Here is a 19061-nt window from a genome sequence, read left to right as displayed (position 1 = left end):
GTTCGTGGGCAAGCCGAGTCGAGTGTTCGAACCGCGGGCCGTGGCGTCGGCGGACCGGCCGAAAGTCATCACGCCCCTACGCGCCACGGTGGAGGAGTCCGCCGCGTACTGGAGGCCCTGGGCGTGCTGCCCACGCACCAGGGCCTCCGTGCTCACGTTCTCGTTCAGCCCCCGTCGCGGCACCTGAGATGTTCCGTCTTCGCCGCCGCTTCAGTCGCCACTCTGGCCGTCTTCTTCCCCTCCAGGGGGAGCGCCTTGCTGCCATCGCGCGGAGTGTCGAGGCCGATGTGGACAGCATCCAGGCCCCAGGGATGAGCACGGGTGCGGGGCGCGATGACCACCTCGCGTTGGCGGTGCCTCCAATCTCCTTCTCGCCCGCGAACGCGAGAGGGCAAAGAGGCCGCCAGCCACCGCGAGAAACAACTGACCGGTGCCCGCGCCTCCACATCCCCCACAACCACCGCTCGCGCCTTCCATCTGCCCGTCATCAAGGACCTCCTCGGCAGGCGGCTCCTCGGGAAGCGGCTCCGCGATGCCCGGCTGCGTGGCTTCGGCCAGGATGCGGAAGGGCGCGCTCACGCCCGACACCGTCTCGTCCGCGGTGCTGGCGACGCGCAGCAGTGCCTCCCGGCTCGGCACGTCGGGCACGCGCCAGATGAGCCGCCCCGTGTTCTCCACCGAGGTGGCTACCGGCACCCAGGTGGCGCTCGCCTCGGTGAGGTACGCCACGTCCAGCGTCCGCACGTCGCCGAGCGTGGACCACCTCACCTCCACCTCCTCACCCACGACGAAGTCCTCTCCGCCGGTCGGTGCGTCCAGCACCAAGCTCGCCGCGGGCACCGCCGCGTCCGCCAGCCCGAAGTCGTCCACCAGCGCCCATCCGACCCCTTCCAGGGCGACGCCCACGCTCAGTCCGAACGCGTCGGCCGGCAGCGCGATGGGCAGCTCCCACGACGCCTCCGTCCAAACCTCCGTGGGCGGCAGGCTCGGGCCGCGGTCCCACACCTTCCACGTCCCATCCGCCCCCTTCACGGCTGCTTCCAGGTGCAGCGGGGTGCTGGCGCGGTACCAGACGCTCACCCGCGAGCCGCGCCCCGGCGTGACGGCCGGGGCACAGGTGCCGTCGTCGCGCAGCACCTGGAGGGATGCTACGCCCCCGGACGCGTCCACGCGCTCGAGCCGGTAGGACCAGGCGCCGCTGTGCGCCTCGGCCGAGCGCTCGGCGCGCACGACGCCGCCGTGGGCGGGGCCCAGTTGCCAGCAGTCGGGCACGCCGTCGCCGTTCGCGTCGTCCTCGAGCGAGGGATTCTTCAGCGCGTCCGTGGGCGCCTGGGGCACGGGGTGCACCGCGGGCTGCGCCGCGCCGCCCAGGACGTCCTGCATCGTGCGCACCTCTGTTCCCATGGGTGCCCGCTGCGAGAGCCAGCCCATGAACGCCCGGAGGACGTCGGGCGTCACGCAATAGGTGCGTCTGGTGCAGTCCGGCTCCACGAAGTGGAAGATGACGACCACCCAGCCGCCCCCCGCGGCTTCCGTCGTGGTGACCCACGCCTGCAATTGCTCCAGTCCGTCGTCGCGCGTCACCGTGGCGGGCGTGCGGATTTCGTAGGGGTCGAGGGGAGGGATTGTCTCGGCCGCGGGGCAGGAACCACAGGTGTCCATCAGGCCCCGCACGTCGCGCGCGGAGTTGTAGCCGCACGCCGCTGCCGTCTGGTTCACCACCGCATCGTTCGAGCCGAAGGGGAAGGCGAGGGTGGTGGGCGAGAAGCCCCAACTGAGCAGCCGCAGGCGGTCCTCGCAAATCTCCAGTCGTTGGTTCTCGGGCGTCAGCGTCGCCAACTCCGCGTGCTGCAGGGTGTGTCCTTCGATGTCGTGTCCGGCCGCGGCCAGTCGGCGCAGGTCATCGAGGTTCATGTAACTCGACTGGCCCACCCGCCCGCTGATGATGAAGAAGGTCGCCTTCAGCCCCGAGGCCGAAAGCATGTCCAGTACCTGTCGCTGCTCCTCGAGTCCGTCGTCGAAGGCCAGCGTGACGACCGTCCGCGCCCCTGGCGTTCCGGCCCACGCCCCTCCGCCCCACACTCCCAGCACCATTGCGAGGAGGCAGGTGCCCGCCCGCGCGTTGAGCCTTGCTCGCATGTTTCCCCCTGTCTCAAGCCACGATGCTCCCCTTCGCGATGGCCCCCCTGCGCTCCGCCCCCTCACGTTTTGAGTCCGGGCGGAGCGAGGCGCAACCGGAGCGCTCCCTTGAGGACGAGGGCCATGGCGACGGCGGAGCTGCCACACGCCCTCCCGTCGCGGTTGGAGGCAGGCAGGGGGAGGCGGACCCGGGCCCTGCACGGGGCGGGCAGGGTGGGGGGCGCGGAGGGCCGGTTGGGATTCCCGTCGAATCAGAAGCGGGCGAGGAAGGCGTCGTAGCCGCCAGCGCTGGTGTTGCCGCCCAGGCTTCCGAAGGTCTGCCCGGCGACATAGGCGTTGCCGGCGGCGTCCACGGCCACGCCGCGCGCGATGTCCTGGAACGGGGTGCCCAGGGTGCGGGTGCCTAGCTTGGTGCCGAGCGCGTCGTAGCGGGTGAGGAAGGCGTCGAAGGAGCCAGCAGGCGGGTTGCCGTCGAGCGCGTCGGAGGTGTAGCCGACGAGCTGCACGACGTTGTTCGCGGTGACGGAGACCCCGAACGCGTAGTCGGTCTGCGTGCCGCCGAGCATGCGGCTCCACTGGCGGTTGCCAGCGCTGTCGTAGCGGGCGAGCAGCACGTCGACGGTGCCGTGGTTGGTGTTGCCGTCGAGGCTGCCGAACGTCTCGCCAGCGAGGTAGACGCCGCCGTCGGGGCCCACGGCGACGCTCTTGGCGTCATCGAGCTCGCCCGCGTCGATTTGCCGGACCCACTGCTGGGTGCCGAGGAGGTCGAGCTTGAGCAGGAAGATGTCGGTGCTCACCGGCGTGGAGGTGCCGTCGAGGCTGCCGTAGGTGTTGCCGACGACGTAGACCTCGTGGGCGGGCGTGACGGCGATGCCGCGCGCCAGGTCGCTCACGGGAGTGCCGTACTGCTGGAGCCAGTACGGGTTGCCCGCAGTGTCATAGAGGGCGACGACGATGTCGTAGTTGCTGGGGTTGCCGCCGTTGGCGAAGCTGCCGCCGGTGTAGCCGGTGAAGAAGAGCTTGTCGGGCGCGCCGACGGCGAGGCCCGTGGCGAAGTCGTCCATCTGCGTGCCGTTCTGGCTCAGCCATTGGCGGTTGCCGGCGGCGTCGTACTTGGCGATGAAGTAATCGATGCCACCCGCGTTGGTGTAGAAGTCGAGGCCGCCGAAGGTGGTGCCGGCCACGTACACGTTGCCGGCCGCGTCGGTAGCCACGGCGGTGGCGCGGTCCATCTGCGCGGTCCCGAACTGGCGGACCCACTGGAGGTTGCCGGCGGTGTCGTACCGGGCGATGAAGGCGTCCTGGCCGCCGGCTTGTGGGTCGGCACCGAGCTGGCTGGTCGTCTGGCCCACCACGTAGACGCTCGTGCCCGAGACGGCCACTGCGTGGGCCAGTTCATCATGTTGGGCGCCGAGCTGGCGCACCCAGGACGGGGGCGGGACCTGGGCCTCGGCGACGGAGGGGGCACCCGTGGCGCAGACGACGCAGACGAGCCCGAACATGCTCAAGAGGGGGCGTTTCATCACGAACTCCATTTCTCAGTGGGGAACCGAGCCGTGACGCCGGGTGGACGCCTGTCGCCCACTCCAAGGGGGAAGTCTGTCGCCACGGCACCCTTGCAAGACCACGAGAGACGGGCATGCGGAAGATGGGTAACGAAAGACACGCAGGCGACATTGTCTGACCCGGGGCTGAGTTGTCATGGACCCCCGATGCAAATGATGCACCGTGGCAGCTACAGCGCCGATTCGGCTGTAACACGCATGTGTCGCCCAGGACGTGCTCCAGGCGAGGACGCTGTGGGGTTCGGCGGCGGGCAGGCGGGAGTGTCGGGGCGGCATGCAGGCGCGCTTCGTGGTGGTCCTCGACGTGGGCCCGGGCAACTGCAACGTCGTCTTCAATGCCAACTGGCGCCCGCCCGCGCAAACCGGTGAGCCAGCACCCCGCACTCCAGTTCGTGGGCGAAATCCCCCTCCACGTTCATTTGAGCGATTCCTTCCAGGCACCTGCGCGGGGCAGTGGAGTGTTCGGTGGCACTCTGGCCAATGCGGGAGCGAATTCGAAGGGAGGGCACGGCGGCAATCCTTCCCACTCCGCGACCCTCAAAAGGGCCAGCCCATCGACATAGAGTTGGCCCGTCGTGGCCCCTACCTCCGCATCAAAGTCGAGCCGTCGACGGTACTCGCTGAACTCCCGCTTACGCTCAATCACGAGTGCCTCGAACGCGGCACTGAAGCCATCGGCATCCTTTTGGAGCAGCGCGAGACAGGCCTCGCGCCGGGGATCGAGTCCTCCTTCCAGTACGGCCTCCCAACGTGCCAGCACTTCGTGTAGCGCATCCGTATTGCGGGGAACACCCAACATCTGATGGAGGAAATGAGAGAAGAGAAAGTCCTCTTCGTACTCCAGGCCCTCCTGGTAGCGGCTCGCTGATAGTCCCGCGATGGCTCGCGCGGTGGCCATGTCTCCCGCGGTCAATGCGTCGCTGAATCCAACGTTGTCGCTTCCCAGAAGACGCTCAGCCCGAAGCGGCCAAGTCCGCGCGAGCGTGAGAAGGTGGTGCCGGGCCTGGCCTGCCTTGCAGAGCAACTCAGCGAACTCGTCGATGTTCGCGGTCTGTAACAGCGAGCAGATACCAAGCACCCGGTACGCCACGCAGATGTTGGCCACGTGGTCGGCCTGATGCTCATCCTGGCGCGCCATCCCCTCCAGGCTGGCGCGGAGGGTGAGGGACATGTTGTACCGGGCCACCTCCACGGCGTCGTGACTCATAGCGTGATGTCCACGTCGGAGCCCATGGGATACCAGGTGATGCCCGTGACGCCGTCCTTCTCAAGCTGTTCCTTGAGGTCCTTGCGGACAATCATCAGCCGGGGTGCTGCTGGGATGCGGAAGAGCTTTGCTCCAGGCGGCACCTTGTCCTCCTGCAGTAGCAGGCGGCGCAGGTACATGAAGCGGTCCGGCTTCAGCGGATCCAGGTCGCCTTCTGTCTTCTCCATGTCCACGCAGTCCTGCATGCCGACGACGTTCGCGATGTAGCAGTCCTCGCTCGCGACCCGCCCACGGTGATTCAGCAGCACGAAGCGGAGGAACTCGATTTCCGCGCCGGAATGCTGCTCGAGGAGTTCCTTCATGCGCTTCGACACCATGAAGTAGTTCACGGCATTAGGGATGACGTCAGCAATCTTCAGTCCCGGTTCTTGCTTGGTCATGTTGAACCGCAGCCCGTCGGGATATTCGGCGCCCATGCGGATGCCTCGGGCGGGCTTGTGAATCTTGGGCATGCCTTCCGGGATACTGAAAATGGCGCAATACCCGTCGAGCACCAGCCATTCCAGGATGTAGAAGTCGCTTGTTCCAGTCATTCCCATATTCGTTCCCGCCACCCTGTCTACCTTTTGAAGGCGTCGTTGATTTTGGCCGCAGTCATCCGGGCCAGTGCGGCCGCTTTTCCCGAGGCGACGATGCCACGGTAGGTGTTGTCTTCCCAGGTCTCCAGTTTGGTACGAACCCCGCCCACGTTGGCCGCCGTGATTTCGTGGCCCTCTTCGTCCTCGGAGAGCGACTGTTTGAAGCTGTTGAGGACGTTGATGCACGACTGGTTGTACGCGCGGTGCCAGCCCTTGTGCTTCGGCAGCATCAGCGCATAGGCGGCGTCATGGGTGATGGGCAGGATGATGATGTTCTTGCCGGCGTTGATGTTGTAGTCGGCGGCCTGGAGGGTCTCCGCCTCCTTCTCCGTCAAGGCCTCGGAGATGGCCTCCTCCGGCATGATGTGGTGGTACTCATGTCCGAAGGGAAGGTGCCCGACCTTGTAGTTGCTGCCTTCGAAGTGCCATGCCTTCGCGTTGTGGCGTGGGTCAGTGTTCCGATGGACCTTGCGGGGCAGTCCTAGTTCCTTTTCCGCCTTGGGCTGTCGGCCCGTGGATGAAAAGGTGCCCATTTCGGGAGGCAGGCGTGCCCGTGGATTCCTGTCGATAGGCGTCCCCTCGGGATGGACTTGCGTGAAGTCATACTCGTACAGGGATCGCTTCGAGGTCGTAGTCCCCTTGATGGACTCGCTCAGGGTGGCGTTGTATCCGTTGGGCTTGTAGGCGCAGTTGGGATAGGTCGGGCTGTCGAAGACGACCTCATGCTTGTTGACACATCCCTTCTCGGCCTTGTGATCCTTGAGTTTCACGAGCGCGACGTGTTTGCCTGTTGCCATCTCTATTCCCTCGCCTCCATGAACAATGACCCGCCCGGAGCTCGGACGTAGAAGGCGCTCCGGCTCCCGTCATCTCCAGCGGTCCACACGAGGGCGCCGGAGGTTCTGGCATACCCGCGAGCGAAGGCTCGAACAACCATGCAGAGTCCGACGAGGCCCGTCGCGGCACCGATTTCCCCAAAACTCTGGGCAGGATACCACTGACGTGCGTCACCCAGGCTCAGGTCGCTGAGTCTCACGAGTGCGGTGCCCCAGTCTTGCGCTCGGTAGGCATCCCCATTCAGGCCTGCGATGACCAACCGGGTGTCCTTCCCTTTGTCGGGAAGGGCCTCCAGGGTCGCCCTGATGCACCGGGACAGCGCCTGTCCCGTGGCGGGTTGCCGCGAGCGGCGATGGAAGGGCTCCGACTCTGCCCGAGGACCCTCGAGGTGGGCTTCAATGCCCGCCTGCCGACGGGCGGCCGATATGGGCAGTTCGAGGACCGCGAACGCCGCGGCCTCTCCAGGGAGGACGCCCGTGGGGCGCTCGGGGCCCTTGAGAAGTCCGAGCTGGTCAAGGGCCCACGTCACCTGCGGGTCTACAAGGCTGTCCACGGCTCCGATGATGCAGCGGTCGACCTGGTTGGCGCGGAGACAGGCGGTGGCATCCTTCAGAGCGTCGATGAGCCCGGCCTCTCCGAAGTATAAACGCTGGAGAGGTGGTGGAGCGCGCGGTTTCAGGTGCTTGAGTACGGCAGGGAGTAGCCGCTTCAAGTAGACCTCACGTCGCGCTTCATGGTCCTCCGCGAGGAGGCCTTGTTCCTCCACCCTCCGCCGGTGGAAATCGCTGGGGACGACGAGGTACAGCGCGCTCCGGGACAAGTCGCTCGTGTCGGCACTGAGGGCGAGGTCCTCGAATCCTGCCACTGCGAGCGCGGTCAGCCGCCCCAGCCCGGTGAAGCCCGCGGTGACCCAGGGGATGCAGTGCCCCTTCGCGGGTTCGGTGCCGTTCCCTGGATCGAATAACCGCGGTTCTTCGAGCGGCGCGATACGGACGAGGCCCGCCCTGCTGGCCGCGCACCCCTCCACCACACCGTGCCCCAGCGCCGAAACCATCCCAATTCCCGTGACGGCAAGCATCTCGATTCTCCGAAACATCAAGCGAAGGGCTGGTGCAGGTCTCCATCGATGCCCGGGGACCCGCCATGTGGCGCAATGACCTGCACCCTCACCATACTCAGCGCTGGGAGTTCTTGGGACACTGCTTCCATCCCAAGGCGTTCCATGAAGTTCCGTGCCTGCGCCCTGGCGCTTGTGGCCCTGTGCTTTTCCTCCTGCGGGTCGGACGTGGTGAACACGCCTGGTGTTCCCACACCCCCTCGCATGACGGTGACCGCCTCGGTGTCCGGCTTCGAGTCGGATGACGCCGTGGTCCGGCTGACGGCTGGGTGAACGCGCTGGGGACGCTGGCTGGCCTGACCGCGCGGCTGAACGACGGCGAAGCCATTCCCGCGGAAGTCACCGCGGTCAGCGGCGCCTGGACGTTCGCCGTGGACCTCACCCCGCGCGAGGGTGACAACACGGTGCGCCTGGGGGCGGTGGACCCGTCCGGGGGCAAGGGCTCCCACGTGATGCCGGTGCGTTATGTCCCGGACGCAGAATCGCCCCAGGCGCAGGTGGTGTCTCCGGATGAGGGCCTTGCCATCACCGTGCGCCGCGTGCGCGTGGGAGGCCGTGGCCACGGACAACAAGCGCGTGGCGTCCGCGGGCGGCCTGCACAGCGGCACGGTGCGCAACGGCCTCGTCTACACGTGGGGCCGCAACAACCGTGGTCAACTCGACCTGGGCGCGGATGTGACGACGGACCAGAAGAACCCGCAGGCGGTCCCGGGTTTGGAGTCGGTGACCTCCATCGCCTTCAACCAGAACTTCGCCATGGCGCTCACCGCCGGCGGACGTCACCCCTCGCTATGCCGCCACGCGCGTGCCGGGGCTGTCAGTCGCGGTCGCGGTGGGCCCGGGCTTCCGCCACTCGCTGGTGCTGATGGAGGGCGGCGCGGTGCGCGCCTTCGGCAACAACCAGAACGGTCAGCTGGGCGACGGCTCCACTGAGTCGTGGGACTACCCCATGGTGGTGGCGGGCCTGACGGACGTGGTGAAGGTGACTGGCGGCTCCATGCACTCGGCGGCGCTCAAGCGCGATGGCACCGTCTGGGTGTGGGGGCGCAACGATTACGGCAACCTGGGCACGGGCGTGGCTGACGGTGCCAGCCACCCGCTTCCCACCCCGGTGCCGGGCATGACGGACGTGGTGGATATCGCCAACGGCCGCGACCACATCCTCGCGGCGAACGCGGACGGCACGGTGTCCGCGGGGGGCCTGGACGCTAGCGGCCAGCCCTGGGGCTAGAGCACCAACGGCCAGCTCGGCCCTGATGGCGTCATCGACCGTTGGTCCTGCTCGGGTCCCATCCCGGTGCCGCTGCCCTGAGTCACCGGGCGGGGGCGGAGGGCCGTGTTCGGCGCCTCCGCCAGCCGGGTCAGTCCTTCGTGCAGACGACGTCGTCGACCTGGAGGTGGTCGCGGTCGGCCTCGCTGCGGCTCGGATAGAAGAACAGCCGCCAGTCACGCACGTTGCCCGTGATGCGGAAGAACACCGGCTGCCACGCGTCGCTGTCCACGGTGAGGAAGTCGGTGGCCGGGCTCCATCCGGCGCTCGAGTAGCTGCGATGCCGGAGGGTGCCGTGGCCCCGCACCCGGTACGAGCAGGAGTAGTTGCCGCTGGGGACGTTGAACTTCTCCAACGTGAACCGCTCGGCGACCTGGATGGGGACCACGAACTGCAGCGCCGACGAACCGCCGTGCACCGCCGCCGTGTAGCGCACGAGGCGCGAGGGCTTGATTTCCGTGCCCGGGTCGGCGACGCCGTTGTCGAGCCCGTACCAGTAGTCAGGGATGAGATGGTCCCCGTGGTAGGGGATGTTGTAGGTGTTCCAGCTTTCGAATCCACCATTGCGGATGATGTTCGCGGGGTGGTCGGCGGACACGCAGCGCCCGGTCGCCGTGTCGCAGGCGGGCAGCTCACCCACGCAGTCGTACGTGGTGAAGCAGGCCCCCGCGGACAGCTCGCACACGCCGCTCGTGGGGTTGCAGCTCGTCGCCGGGTGGTTGCACACGACGCCGGCGCAAGGGTCACCCTCGACGCAGAGGTGGCTGGCCGTATCGCAGACCGGCGTCTCCGGCGTCCCCGCGCAGTCCGCGTGGCGCGTGCAGCGGCCGGCGGCGACCACGCACGTGTTCGTCTCGTCGCAGGCCTGCCACTCGCTGCAGTCCGCGGCATCGTTGCACCGGCCGGCGAGCGGCTCGCAGGTCGCCGTGGCGTTCTCACAGCGCTCCCAGGCCTCGCAGGTGACCGCGTCACAGGGCTCGGCGGCCCGCGTGCAGCGTACGTCATCGATGAGCAGATGCTCACCCTGGGTATTGCGGATGCTGAAGATGAGCTCGAAGGTGTCGAAGACGTCGTTGGCGAGGTTGAAGCTGTACGCCACCTGCGTCCACGTCGCGCTGTCGACGGCCGTGTAGGACGAGTAGCTGGAGTAGTCGTCGTCGAAGAAGGCGTTTCGAACGTCGCCGGTGCCTTGCGCCTGGAAGGTGCAGGCGTAGCGGCCCGCGGCCATGGACTTCGCTCCGGTGGTGAAGCGCCGGTGCGTCCCCGAGGTGTTGGTCAGCCGGACCGCGTTCACGCCCTCGAAGGCGTTCGTCGTCACCTTCTGCACGCTGTCCGACGTGATGTTCGACTTGCTCCCGAACCACCGCTCCGGAAGCGCACCGGGCCACTCTTCAAAGCCCCAGTTGTCAATGACGCTCACCTCGGGCTCCACGCCCGCGTCCGGCGTCTCACTGCCCGCGTCCGGGATTTCCTCGCCGGCGTCCGGCGTCTCACTGCCCGCGTCCGGGATTTCCTCGCCGGCGTCCGGCGTCTCGCTGCCCGCGTCCGGGATTTCCTCGCCGGCGTCCGGCGTCTCGCTGCCCGCGTCCGGGATTTCCTCGCCGGCGTCCGGCGTCTCATTGCCCGCGTCCGGCCGCGTCTGGCCGGCATCAGGAGCCACAGCGGGAGCCGAATCACCACCACAGGCGGCAACGAAGATCAGCAGCGAAGTCAGACATACTCGAAACAACGTCAAAGCAATCCTCCGGTTCGCGGGAACGGGCATTTCGTACCACACTTCCCTCGAACGAGACGGAGCCGGCTTCCCAGAGGACCGCAACGTCTTCCCCATGGTTCGGAAGAATTCTGAGAGTCCTCAGCTTCCGTGATTCCTCATCGCCGCGCGCGACACCGCCCAGTCCGGAACATGTCGGCCTGGGACGTGTCCACCGAGACCGCAGTGTCCGCGTTGCGTGCTGACGGTGCGGCCGTTCAGCGGCTGCAGCGGGCGGTTGTTCGGGTTGACGTAGGGCAGACGCTGGAACGCGGCAATCTGCGAGTCCGACATCTCAATGGGGTTCTTCATCACATACCACTGGAGCCCCTCGGTGCATGGGGGCGTGGTGAGTGAGCCAGCGTACGTGGAGAACGCCTTGTTGAACGGCAGCAGTGAGCTGGCGTTGATGCGCGCACCCAGGGGCTGGCTGTGCTCACCGGCGTGCTTGGGCAGGTTTCGCGGGTCCAGTCCCGCCGCGCACAACGCATTGCCCGGGAGTTCGGCCCAGTCCTGAGGGCTGACCGTCTATGAATAACCCCAATGCGCGTCCTCTCCACTCAGGAAGACCGGGGCCGGGGGCCCGCGGAGGTCCTGGGCGAAGGCGCTTGAAGCAAGGCAAATGGATGCCACCAGCGCGCCCCGAAGAGCGCGCACTGAGACAATGGGAAAACGCGACATGTGGATGAGGCCCTTGGGCGAGACGACGGACACACCGGGCTTCAAGCCAGCGGTCGGCGCCCGAGAATTCCACTCTAAATTCAGAAAACTTCTTTAACCATTTCTTGTTCGCCGAGCGGCGCCCCTGTTGAATCGCGATGCTGTCACGGAGATACGTCCGCTCCTGGAATGCCTGGTCGTTCCGGGGGGAGGCGTTCCTAGAATGTTGCTGCCTGGAGCTGACAGGGCGGGGGTCTCACATGGCCGACGAGGTGCGCACCACGCAGTGCTGTGTCGTGGGAGGAGGGCCGGCGGGGATGATGCTGGGCCTGTTGTTGGCGCGCGCGGGCGTGGAGGTGACGGTGCTGGAGAAGCACGCCGACTTCCTGCGTGACTTCCGAGGCGACACCATCCACCCCTCCACCCTGGAGCTGATGCACGAGTTGGGGTGGCTGGACGAACTGCTGGCCCTGCCGCATCAGAAGGCGCCGGTGTTGCGCTTCCAGCGCGGTGCCCATGACGTGGTCGTCGGAGACTTCTCTCACCTGCCCACGCGCGCGCGTTACATCGCGTTCATGCCGCAGTGGGACCTGCTCGACTTCCTCGCGCGGAAGGCCGCCGCGTACCCAGGGTTCCACCTGCGCCGGTGCGCGGAAGTGACGGACGTGTTGCGTGAGGAGGGGTGTGTCGTCGGCGTCCAGGCCCGGACGCCAGAGGGCTCACTGGAGGTCCGTGCGTCGCTGGTGGTGGCGGCGGATGGCCGGACCTCCGTCGTGCGTCAGCGCGCCGGCCTGGAGGTGGAGGTCCTGGGCGCGCCCATGGACGTCCTCTGGTTCCGCGCCACGCGCAAGCCCGGAGACCCCGAGGACCCCATGGGCCGCTTCGAGCAGGGCCAGGTTTTCATCCTCATCAACCGGGGCGACTCGTGGCAGTGCGGGCGCGTCATCGCGAAGGGCAGCTTCGACGCCTTGCGCGAGGCCGGGCTGGCGTCCTTCCGCGAGGACTTCGCCCGGCTGGCGCCCTTCCTGGCGGACCGGACCCACGAGCTGGCGACGTGGAATGACGTGAAGCTGCTCACCGTGCGAGTGGACCGGCTGCGCACCTGGTACCAGGCGGGCCTGCTCTGCATTGGCGACGCGGCGCACGCCATGTCGCCCGTGGGCGGCGTGGGCATCAACCTGGCGGTGCAGGACGCGGTGGCCGCCGCCAACATCCTCGCGGGGCCGTTGCTCGCCCGGCACGTGACGCCCATGGACCTGCGGCGCGTCCAGGAGCGCCGGGAGTGGCCCACGCGTGTCACCCAGCGGGCCCAGGTCTTCATCCAGAATCGCTTGCTCGGGCCCGCGCTGCGAAGCCCGGCGGCGTCCACCGCGCTTCCCTTGCCGCTGTGGCTGGTCCAGCACGTCCCCTTCCTGCGGCGCATTCCGGCGCGCCTGGTGGGCATGGGCGTGCGGCCCGAACACGTGCGCACGCCGGCGGCGTCTCCCAGGGGCTGAGCCACTCAGGCGGCCGTCAAGCCCCATGCACCGTGCGCCCCAGGCGGAAGGCCCGCGACTGGGGCCTCCCGCCGCGTGGCGGCTACGATTGCGCGGGCGGCTGCTCCCACGGGAAGTGGGTGGCGCCCAGCGCGGGCTTGAGGTCGAACAGCCAGGAGGCCTTCTCGTCGTACTTCGCGAAGAAGGGCCGGCCGACGAGCTCCGGGTCGCGCGCCTGGATGAAGTGGAGGACGAAGACCTTCTCGCCGGCAATCTCCGCCACGCCGTCCACGCACACCTTGCCGGGCGTGGCGGACATGGACGGGCCGCGCACCGTGCGCGCCAGGCCGGACACGCGCTGGTAGGCGTTGCGGAAGATGTCGTAGGCCTCCGCGAGCGGCACCGCGAAGTAGTCCTGCGGCCCCGTGTCTCGCTCGACGAACATGTAATACGGCACCATGCCGTGGCGCAGGTGCGTGCGCCACATGCGCTCCCAGGTGTCCGGCGTGTCGTTGATGGTGCGGATGAGCGGCGCCTGGGTGCGGATGACCGCGCCGGTGCCGCGGATGCGGCGCACCGCCTCCTGCACAATGTCAGGCGTCATCTCGTTGGGATGAGAGAAGTGCGCCATGAAGGCCAGGCTCTTGCCGGAGGCGACCACCTTCTCGAACAGGCGCAGGATGTCGTCCGCGTCCGAATCCGTGACGAAGCGCTGCGGCCAGTAGGCCAGCGCCTTGGTGCCGATGCGGATGGCCTCCAGGTGCTCGATGTCCAGCAGCGGCTCGATGTACCTGGCCAGCACGGACTCGGTCATGATCATCGGGTCGCCACCGGTGAACAGCACGTTGGTGACCTCGGGGTGCGCGCGGATGTAGCTCACCAGGGGCTCGATTTCCCGCGAGGCGAACTTCAGGTCCGCGTCCCCGACGAACTGCGCCCAGCGGAAGCAGTACGTGCAGTAGGCGTGGCACGTCTGGCCCTGCTTGGGGAAGATGAGCACCGTCTCCTTGTACTTGTGCTGGAGGCCCGGGACGGGCTCTTCGTTGGCCAGCTTGGGGACGTTGAGCTCCATCTGCCCGGCGGGGTGCGGATTGAGCCGCGCGCGAATCTGGTTGGCGGCCGCGTTCAGCTCCAGGGTGGATGCACCGGAGCGCAGCAGGTCCGCCATGCGCGCCACGTCATCCGCGGGCAGCATGTCCGCCTGCGGGAAGACGAGCCGGTAGATGGGGTCGGCGGGCGCGGCGTCCCAGTCAATCAGCTCGTCCACGACGTAGCTGTTGGTCCGGAAGGGCAGCACGTGCGCCACCGCCTGCACCGCGAGCCGTTCGTCCGTGGAGAGCCCGGCCCGAGTCGTCAGCTCGTCCAGGTGTCGCGTGGTGTAGGCACGGTACCGGCGACCTGTGGACAGAGCCAGTGCTGCGTTTGACATGACGCTCATGTCTCGTTTCTCCTGCGGTAGTCAGGGCGGCCACGAGGTGCACAGCGACCACCCTGGCTGGTGGCCGGGCGTGAGCGCACACCGTTTGACCACCAACGAGGGGGAGAGTCCGGTTACCACGCCGAGGTAGGAAGTGTCATCTTTCAGCGGCGAGCGGGCAGGCTGGATTCCACCTTGGGTTGCGACTGCCAGTAACTCTGCGTCTGTGAGGCCGTAACGCAAGAGGTCGAAACTCGGGGACTCGGCCGTCCGCGCCGGTACCTGGGCTCCGCGAAGCAGGCGCAGCGGGAGCGGGGCGGCCGGCGGATACCTGACATACCCCTGTCATCCGGGCGGATTAGGTCTGGGGGCGTTGGTTCACCCCTTCAGGGAGATTCCGTCATGTCGAAGGACAGCAAGCTGCAGCACTACACCGGGGGATGTCTTTGTGGCGCAGTGCGCTTCGAGGCAGAGATGGACCTGTCGGAGCCCGTGAGCCGCTGCAACTGCACCATCTGCACCAAGGTGGGTGGCGCGCAGGCCTACCCGAAGCCGAGCGACTTCCGCGTCACCGCGGGCGCTGAACACCTGGGGGAGTTCCGGAAGGGCTCGAGCCCGAACTACCGCTCGTTCTGCAAGCACTGCGGCGTCCATTGCTTCGCCGCCGGGTTCGTCGAGGAGCTCGGTGGGGAGTTCCGGTCCGTCAACGTCCAGTGCCTGGACGACGTCGACCCCGGTGAGCTCAAGGTCATGTACTGGGACGGCCGCCACGACAACTGGGAGGCCGGGCTGCGCGACAGGCCCTGGCCCATCCGGAGCTGAGCCCGCGCTCACGTCCCGCGCGTCACAAGGGCGAAGCCGTCAGCCCATGTAGGAAGGCGGGTCGCTGGCGGGAAAGGAGGACATGGAGCCTTCGGCGACGATGTCGCGATTGCCGGCCGCGTCGCGTGACTCGCCAGGGAGGATGTTCCACCGGCCATGCTCGCCCGCGCCGTACCGCGACGGGTGGCGAAGGCCGGAGGCGCGTGCGTCGATGACCACTGGCATGCGGCTGCACGCGTGCCACTGCGCCGCGAGCAGCGCGGCCTGGACGGCCGCGTCGGCCAGGAAGACAGCGGAGCGCCGCTGCCGGTTCGTGGCATACGTGGAGACGTCGACCACCAGGAGCGTGAGCGCGCTCCAGATGCCCAGCTTCCGAAGCTCCGGCGTGACGCGGCCATGGCGGTGCGCGGACAGGAGCGTCGCGCCCACCGTGCCGGCGAGCCCGCCCACCGTCTTCATCAACCAGCCCTCGCGGATGGGGCCGGTGAGCCGCGTGACTCGCTTCGGCTGAAGCCAGGGCAAAAGGCCCTTCAGCAGGAAATACGCGCCCTGGACTTCGGCCGGGTCTCTTCGGACAAGCGCACTGAGTCGTCGGTTCATCCGCCCTCTCTCTCCCGCGCTCAAGGTGCTTCCTGGCGTTGGGAAGGGCACCTGCGCCTGACTGGCGGACAGGCGCCAGCTCGGACGGCGAGCGGGCGTCACGCTCGTTCAGCGCATCCTCCTGTTCGAGCTGATGGCCCACCGGCGGCGCCCCGCCCGCCATGGGTTGTGCGCTCGGTTGCTCTGACTGAGGAGCTCCTGAAGTCAGGCGGCAGGGACGTCAGTCCAACTGGGTGGAGACGATGGGGTCCTGCGCCGCCGTGTTCCACGGCAGGGAAGGCCACCAGCGCTCAAGGGAGTGCGGCGCACCGGGCTCGACGCGCTCACCCGGCTTCGGGACGATGACACTCACCCCCGTGGCCGCACCCGCCGCGAGCACGCGCTCAATGGGCTCCGTCCAGCCGTGGAGCGCGAGGGTGAACAGGCCCCAGTGCACCGGCAGCAGCACGCGGCCCCGGACCCACTGGTGCGCGGTGACGGCCTGCTCGGGGCCGATGTGCCAGTCGGGCCACGCGCTGTGGTACTGGCCCACCTCAATCATCGTCAGGTCGAAGGGCCCCAGCCGCTCGCCAATGTCCTTCATGGCGGGGAACAGGCCCGTGTCGCCCGAATAGTACACGCGGTGCGTGGGGCCCAGGAACGCGAAGCCCGCCCACAGCGTCGCGTCCTTGTCGATGCCCGTCCGGCCCGAGGCATGGCGGGCGGGCGTGCAGACGACCTCCAGCGCCCCCACGCGCGCGCGCTCCCACCAGTCGAGCTCGATGATGCGCGATTCGGGGATGCCCCAGCCCACCAGGTGCGCACCGACGCCGAGCGGCACGATGAAGGACGTGTCCCAGTCCTTCATCGCCAGCAGCGTTTGATGGTCCAGGTGGTCGTAGTGGTCATGGGAGATGGCGACCGCGTCAACGGCGGGCAGCGCCGTCAGCGCCAGGGGCGGGGCATACCAGCGGCGCGGTCCTACCCAGCTCAAGGGGGACGCGCGCTCGCTCCACACCGGGTCGATGAGAATCCGCTGACCGTCCAGCTCCACGAGCGACGTCGAGTGTCCGAACCAGGTGACGCGAAGGCCGGTAACGGGCGGCGCGCTGAACGCGCCCCCTTCCAGCGCCACCGACGGCAGCGCGCCCTGGGCGGGGCTCACGTCGGGGCTGGCGCTGAACATGCTCGCGATGGAGCCCCAGGCGTCATTGCGCAGGGGCTGCGGGTTGTCGAAGTGGCCGTCCCGCCACTGGGGCGAGCGCTCCATGCGTGCCCGCCGCGCGCCGTCCGCGGCCTGCCCCAGCGCCGGCCAGGCCTCGATGGCGACCACCGTCAGCAGCAGGGCCAGCAGCGCCGCCGTCCCCAGTGCCGCATACGCCAGCCTTCTGCGCCACGTCATGCCGTCCACCCACGCTCGTCGTTATGCGGTGGTGAATTGACGAAATAGGTCATTTTTGTCAATTTGTTCCGCATGGCGGGCACCAGGCGCGAGGAGCGTGATGCGTTGCGCCGGGCGGCGATTCTCGATGCCGCCCTGGAGTGCTTCCTGCGCTTCGGCTACGCGAAGACGTCCCTGGATGACATCGCGAAGCGGGCGAACCTGTCGCGGCCGCTCCTGTATTTGAAGTTCAAGAACAAGGAGGACATCTTCGCGGCCGTCTTCGAATCCCTGTTCGAGGCGCGCTACCCCCGCGTGGAGCAGGTGCTGGCGGGACCGGGCTCCGCGCGCGACAAATTGCTCCAGGTGTACGAAATCATCCTCCTGGAGCCATGGGCGCTGATGGTGGGGGCGCCCATGGCGTCCGAGTTCTACGCCGCCTGCGAGCGGCTGTTGCCGGAGGTCGAGGCGAGGCGCCGTCGGCGCTGGCTCAAGTACACGCAGGCCGTTCTGAAGCCGAGGCCGCTCGCCGAGGTGTTCATGCTGGCCGTCGACGGGCTCCTGGCCGACGTGCCCACGACGCGCGTGCTGCGTCAGCGCCTGGCGTTGCTCGTCGAACGCTTCACGGCCTGATGGCACCGTGCCGGCCTTCATGCCGGCGCGGTGCCAGGTTTCTTGCTACGCCCTGGCGGGGGCCAGCGCCGAGTGCTGGCTGTAGGTGTCGCAGAGCTCCAGGTACTCGTCGCTGTCGATGTCGAGCGCCGCCACCCGCATCTTCTTCACCTTGGGCTTCTCCAGGGTGGTCTTGATTTGAATCAGCTTGATCGTGGGAATGCCCATGTAGGACTGGCTGACATAGGTATTCTCGGTCATGTCGGCCCATTCAATCAGCAGGCCGTCCTCGAAGCGGATGCCATCCCGGCCGATAATCAGCGCGGGCTTGTCCAGGTTGCCCAGCGGCCTGATGCAGCCGTAGAGCATCCAGAGCATGCAAAGGGTAATCGCCCCGCAGAGGGCCATGATGCCCAGGCTGTCCGTCAGCCGGGAGGTGAGCGCGCCAAAAAAGGCCGTGGCCAGCGTCCAGATCACCGCGCCGATGATGAGCTTCGTGCGCGAGTAGTAGACCTCGCGCGGCTTCTGCGTCTTCTGCTTGTTCTGCGAGGAGCTGTAGATTTCCATGGCGTGTAACCTGTGAGGGGAAAGGGGAGTCAGGCGGCCAGCCGTTGCGACAGGTAGGCCAGGAGGACGGGCGCGTTGACGATGCGGGCCTCGTCAATCTTGAGCGGCTTGCCCTGGGCGGCGATGATCAGCTCGCGCGTGGACACGCCTTCGTCGAACTCGTCCTGGAAGCGGATGCTCTCAATGTCATCCCAGCGCATCAGCCGCTTCTTGTGCGTCAGCCCGGCGCCGCTGAGCGTCAGGGGCCCGAACTGCACCGCCTTGCCGGCGTCGACCTGCCGGTGCACGCCCTGCAGCAGCACCTCGACGACGTGGTCCGTCACGTGGCCGTACAGCTCGTCCGCGTCGCTCCACAGGTTCAGCCGCAGCCGGTAGGTGCCCCCACGATGGCGCAGGATGAGCCGGTCGTGGTTCTGCACCGTGATGATGGCGCTCACGTTCCGCCACGCGATGTGCGTGTCGCCCGCGCGCAGGCACTCCTCATCCACCACCAGCGTGGGCGGCGCGGACACCCAGGCGAACAAGTCGCTGGCCCGCCAGAAGATGAAGTAGATGCCGCAGGGGATGCCCGCCAGCAGGACGATGGGCGCGGCCTGGTAGCGGAGGAGCCCTTGGATGAAGTCCTGGGGGAGCAGGTAAATCTTGCCGAACGAGAGAAATGCCGCGGCCACCAGGTAAATCAGGGCGAAGCCAGCGGCGAGCCAGTACAGGACCGGCGTGGGAAATACCCGGGTGTGCGAGCGCTTCAGTGAAGCCTCCAGGACTGCATCAAAAGTGCGTGCACGTATAAACAATCGCGTGTGTATTTTCGATGAGATTCGCCACCGCGCTCAGAGTGGAATCGGAGGGTGGATTTTGCCAGCGTCTCATACTCTGTGTGGTGGCTTGGGGATGCTCAGGTGTGGTGAATCCGAGAAATAATCGTCATTCTCACTTCATGAGAGGTCATTGGATGAGGTTGCGTGAAACACAGCCTTTCCGTGGCTGTCGTGCCTGAGGCCATGTGCGGCCCGCCGGGCGCG

At 67.5% G+C, this 19061-nt stretch carries 18 protein-coding genes; 5 read left to right on the top strand and 13 right to left on the bottom strand.

Features of this window, described 5'->3' with window-relative positions; translation table 11 throughout:
* Positions 1–210: 210 nt before the first annotated feature.
* From KGD87_RS20420 to KGD87_RS20395, 6 genes are all read right to left on the bottom strand, one after another.
* A complete protein-coding gene (locus KGD87_RS20420) occupies positions 211–2139 on the bottom strand; it encodes a polysaccharide deacetylase family protein (protein WP_284661971.1) in 1929 nt (642 codons plus the stop codon).
* A gap of 251 nt (positions 2140–2390) precedes the next feature.
* Positions 2391–3662: an SBBP repeat-containing protein gene (locus KGD87_RS20415; RefSeq protein WP_502887951.1), complete on the bottom strand. Its 1272-nt coding sequence runs from the start codon at positions 3660–3662 to the stop codon at positions 2391–2393.
* 457 nt (positions 3663–4119) lie between these two features.
* Positions 4120–4875 carry a hypothetical protein gene (locus tag KGD87_RS20410; RefSeq protein ID WP_284661970.1) on the bottom strand — a complete coding sequence of 252 codons (756 nt, stop codon included), beginning with the start codon at positions 4873–4875 and terminating at the stop codon, positions 4120–4122.
* A 32-nt stretch (positions 4876–4907) separates the two neighbouring features.
* The gene (locus KGD87_RS20405; RefSeq protein WP_284661969.1) at positions 4908–5525 is read right to left on the bottom strand and encodes an imm11 family protein; all 618 of its coding nucleotides are present in this window, start codon (positions 5523–5525) and stop codon (positions 4908–4910) included.
* A gap of 5 nt (positions 5526–5530) precedes the next feature.
* Positions 5531–6346: an AHH domain-containing protein gene (locus KGD87_RS20400; RefSeq protein ID WP_284661968.1), complete on the bottom strand. Its 816-nt coding sequence runs from the start codon at positions 6344–6346 to the stop codon at positions 5531–5533.
* Positions 6347–6348: 2 nt separating this feature from the next.
* The gene (locus KGD87_RS20395; RefSeq protein WP_284661967.1) at positions 6349–7464 is read right to left on the bottom strand and encodes a hypothetical protein; all 1116 of its coding nucleotides are present in this window, start codon (positions 7462–7464) and stop codon (positions 6349–6351) included.
* A 504-nt stretch (positions 7465–7968) separates the two neighbouring features.
* Here KGD87_RS20395 and KGD87_RS20390 point away from each other — a divergent pair.
* Positions 7969–8436, top strand: coding sequence for an RCC1 domain-containing protein (locus tag KGD87_RS20390; protein ID WP_350099296.1), 468 nt, complete (start codon positions 7969–7971; stop codon positions 8434–8436).
* Positions 8318–8734 carry an RCC1 domain-containing protein gene (locus KGD87_RS20385; RefSeq protein WP_284668668.1) on the top strand — a complete coding sequence of 139 codons (417 nt, stop codon included), beginning with the start codon at positions 8318–8320 and terminating at the stop codon, positions 8732–8734. The genes KGD87_RS20390 and KGD87_RS20385 overlap by 119 nt, the downstream gene beginning before the upstream one ends.
* A 130-nt stretch (positions 8735–8864) precedes the next feature.
* Here the strand turns inward: KGD87_RS20385 and KGD87_RS20380 are convergent, their stop codons facing one another.
* The gene (locus KGD87_RS20380; protein WP_502887950.1) at positions 8865–10433 is read right to left on the bottom strand and encodes an invertase recombinase-like protein; all 1569 of its coding nucleotides are present in this window, start codon (positions 10431–10433) and stop codon (positions 8865–8867) included.
* Between the two features lie 195 nt (positions 10434–10628).
* A complete protein-coding gene (locus KGD87_RS20375) occupies positions 10629–11012 on the bottom strand; it encodes a carbonic anhydrase family protein (protein WP_284661963.1) in 384 nt (127 codons plus the stop codon).
* 434 nt (positions 11013–11446) lie between these two features.
* Between KGD87_RS20375 and KGD87_RS20370 the strand changes: the two genes are divergently transcribed.
* Positions 11447–12682 (top strand): FAD-dependent oxidoreductase, encoded by a 1236-nt coding sequence (locus KGD87_RS20370; protein WP_284661961.1) that lies wholly within the window; start codon positions 11447–11449, stop codon positions 12680–12682.
* Between the two features lie 82 nt (positions 12683–12764).
* Here the strand turns inward: KGD87_RS20370 and KGD87_RS20365 are convergent, their stop codons facing one another.
* Entirely contained in the window at positions 12765–14099 is a 1335-nt protein-coding gene (locus KGD87_RS20365; protein ID WP_284661960.1) for a KamA family radical SAM protein, read from the bottom strand.
* Positions 14100–14480: 381 nt separating this feature from the next.
* Between KGD87_RS20365 and KGD87_RS20360 the strand changes: the two genes are divergently transcribed.
* Entirely contained in the window at positions 14481–14900 is a 420-nt protein-coding gene (locus tag KGD87_RS20360) for a GFA family protein (RefSeq protein ID WP_284661959.1), read from the top strand.
* Positions 14901–14939: 39 nt separating this feature from the next.
* Here the strand turns inward: KGD87_RS20360 and KGD87_RS20355 are convergent, their stop codons facing one another.
* A complete protein-coding gene (locus KGD87_RS20355) occupies positions 14940–15500 on the bottom strand; it encodes a hypothetical protein (protein WP_284661958.1) in 561 nt (186 codons plus the stop codon).
* A 220-nt stretch (positions 15501–15720) separates the two neighbouring features.
* A complete protein-coding gene (locus tag KGD87_RS20350; RefSeq protein ID WP_284661957.1) occupies positions 15721–16881 on the bottom strand; it encodes an MBL fold metallo-hydrolase in 1161 nt (386 codons plus the stop codon).
* 72 nt (positions 16882–16953) lie between these two features.
* Here KGD87_RS20350 and KGD87_RS20345 point away from each other — a divergent pair, with 72 nt between their 5' ends.
* Entirely contained in the window at positions 16954–17493 is a 540-nt protein-coding gene (locus KGD87_RS20345) for a TetR/AcrR family transcriptional regulator (protein WP_284661956.1), read from the top strand.
* Positions 17494–17538: 45 nt separating this feature from the next.
* Here KGD87_RS20345 and KGD87_RS20340 read toward each other — a convergent pair whose 3' ends face one another.
* Together KGD87_RS20340 and KGD87_RS20335 are read right to left on the bottom strand one after the other, a co-directional pair.
* Complete coding sequence (locus KGD87_RS20340) at positions 17539–18039, bottom strand: hypothetical protein (protein ID WP_284661955.1); 501 nt, start codon at positions 18037–18039, stop codon at positions 17539–17541.
* Between the two features lie 29 nt (positions 18040–18068).
* On the bottom strand, positions 18069–18710 hold the full coding sequence (locus KGD87_RS20335) for a DUF6585 family protein (RefSeq protein ID WP_284661953.1): 642 nt from the start codon (positions 18708–18710) through the stop codon (positions 18069–18071).
* Positions 18711–19061: the final 351 nt, after the last annotated feature.

The sequence above is a fragment of the Myxococcus sp. SDU36 genome, from assembly GCF_030168875.1.
GTDB classification, from domain to species: Bacteria; Myxococcota; Myxococcia; order Myxococcales; family Myxococcaceae; genus Myxococcus; species Myxococcus vastator.
Note: the sequence above shows the minus strand (reverse complement) of the source record. Positions and strands in the feature narration are given on the sequence as shown.

Coding starts and splice junctions, on each gene's coding strand:
- KGD87_RS20420 (WP_284661971.1), bottom strand. CDS start 2,139: ATGCGAGCAAGGCTCAACGCGCGGGCGGGCACCTGCCTCCTCGCAATG.
- KGD87_RS20415 (WP_502887951.1), bottom strand. CDS start 3,662: ATGAAACGCCCCCTCTTGAGCATGTTCGGGCTCGTCTGCGTCGTCTGC.
- KGD87_RS20410 (WP_284661970.1), bottom strand. CDS start 4,875: ATGTCCCTCACCCTCCGCGCCAGCCTGGAGGGGATGGCGCGCCAGGAT.
- KGD87_RS20400 (WP_284661968.1), bottom strand. CDS start 6,346: ATGGCAACAGGCAAACACGTCGCGCTCGTGAAACTCAAGGATCACAAG.
- KGD87_RS20395 (WP_284661967.1), bottom strand. CDS start 7,464: ATGCTTGCCGTCACGGGAATTGGGATGGTTTCGGCGCTGGGGCACGGT.
- KGD87_RS20390 (WP_350099296.1), top strand. CDS start 7,969: ATGTCCCGGACGCAGAATCGCCCCAGGCGCAGGTGGTGTCTCCGGATG.
- KGD87_RS20370 (WP_284661961.1), top strand. CDS start 11,447: ATGGCCGACGAGGTGCGCACCACGCAGTGCTGTGTCGTGGGAGGAGGG.
- KGD87_RS20365 (WP_284661960.1), bottom strand. CDS start 14,099: ATGAGCGTCATGTCAAACGCAGCACTGGCTCTGTCCACAGGTCGCCGG.
- KGD87_RS20360 (WP_284661959.1), top strand. CDS start 14,481: ATGTCGAAGGACAGCAAGCTGCAGCACTACACCGGGGGATGTCTTTGT.
- KGD87_RS20355 (WP_284661958.1), bottom strand. CDS start 15,500: ATGAACCGACGACTCAGTGCGCTTGTCCGAAGAGACCCGGCCGAAGTC.
- KGD87_RS20350 (WP_284661957.1), bottom strand. CDS start 16,881: ATGACGTGGCGCAGAAGGCTGGCGTATGCGGCACTGGGGACGGCGGCG.
- KGD87_RS20345 (WP_284661956.1), top strand. CDS start 16,954: ATGGCGGGCACCAGGCGCGAGGAGCGTGATGCGTTGCGCCGGGCGGCG.
- KGD87_RS20340 (WP_284661955.1), bottom strand. CDS start 18,039: ATGGAAATCTACAGCTCCTCGCAGAACAAGCAGAAGACGCAGAAGCCG.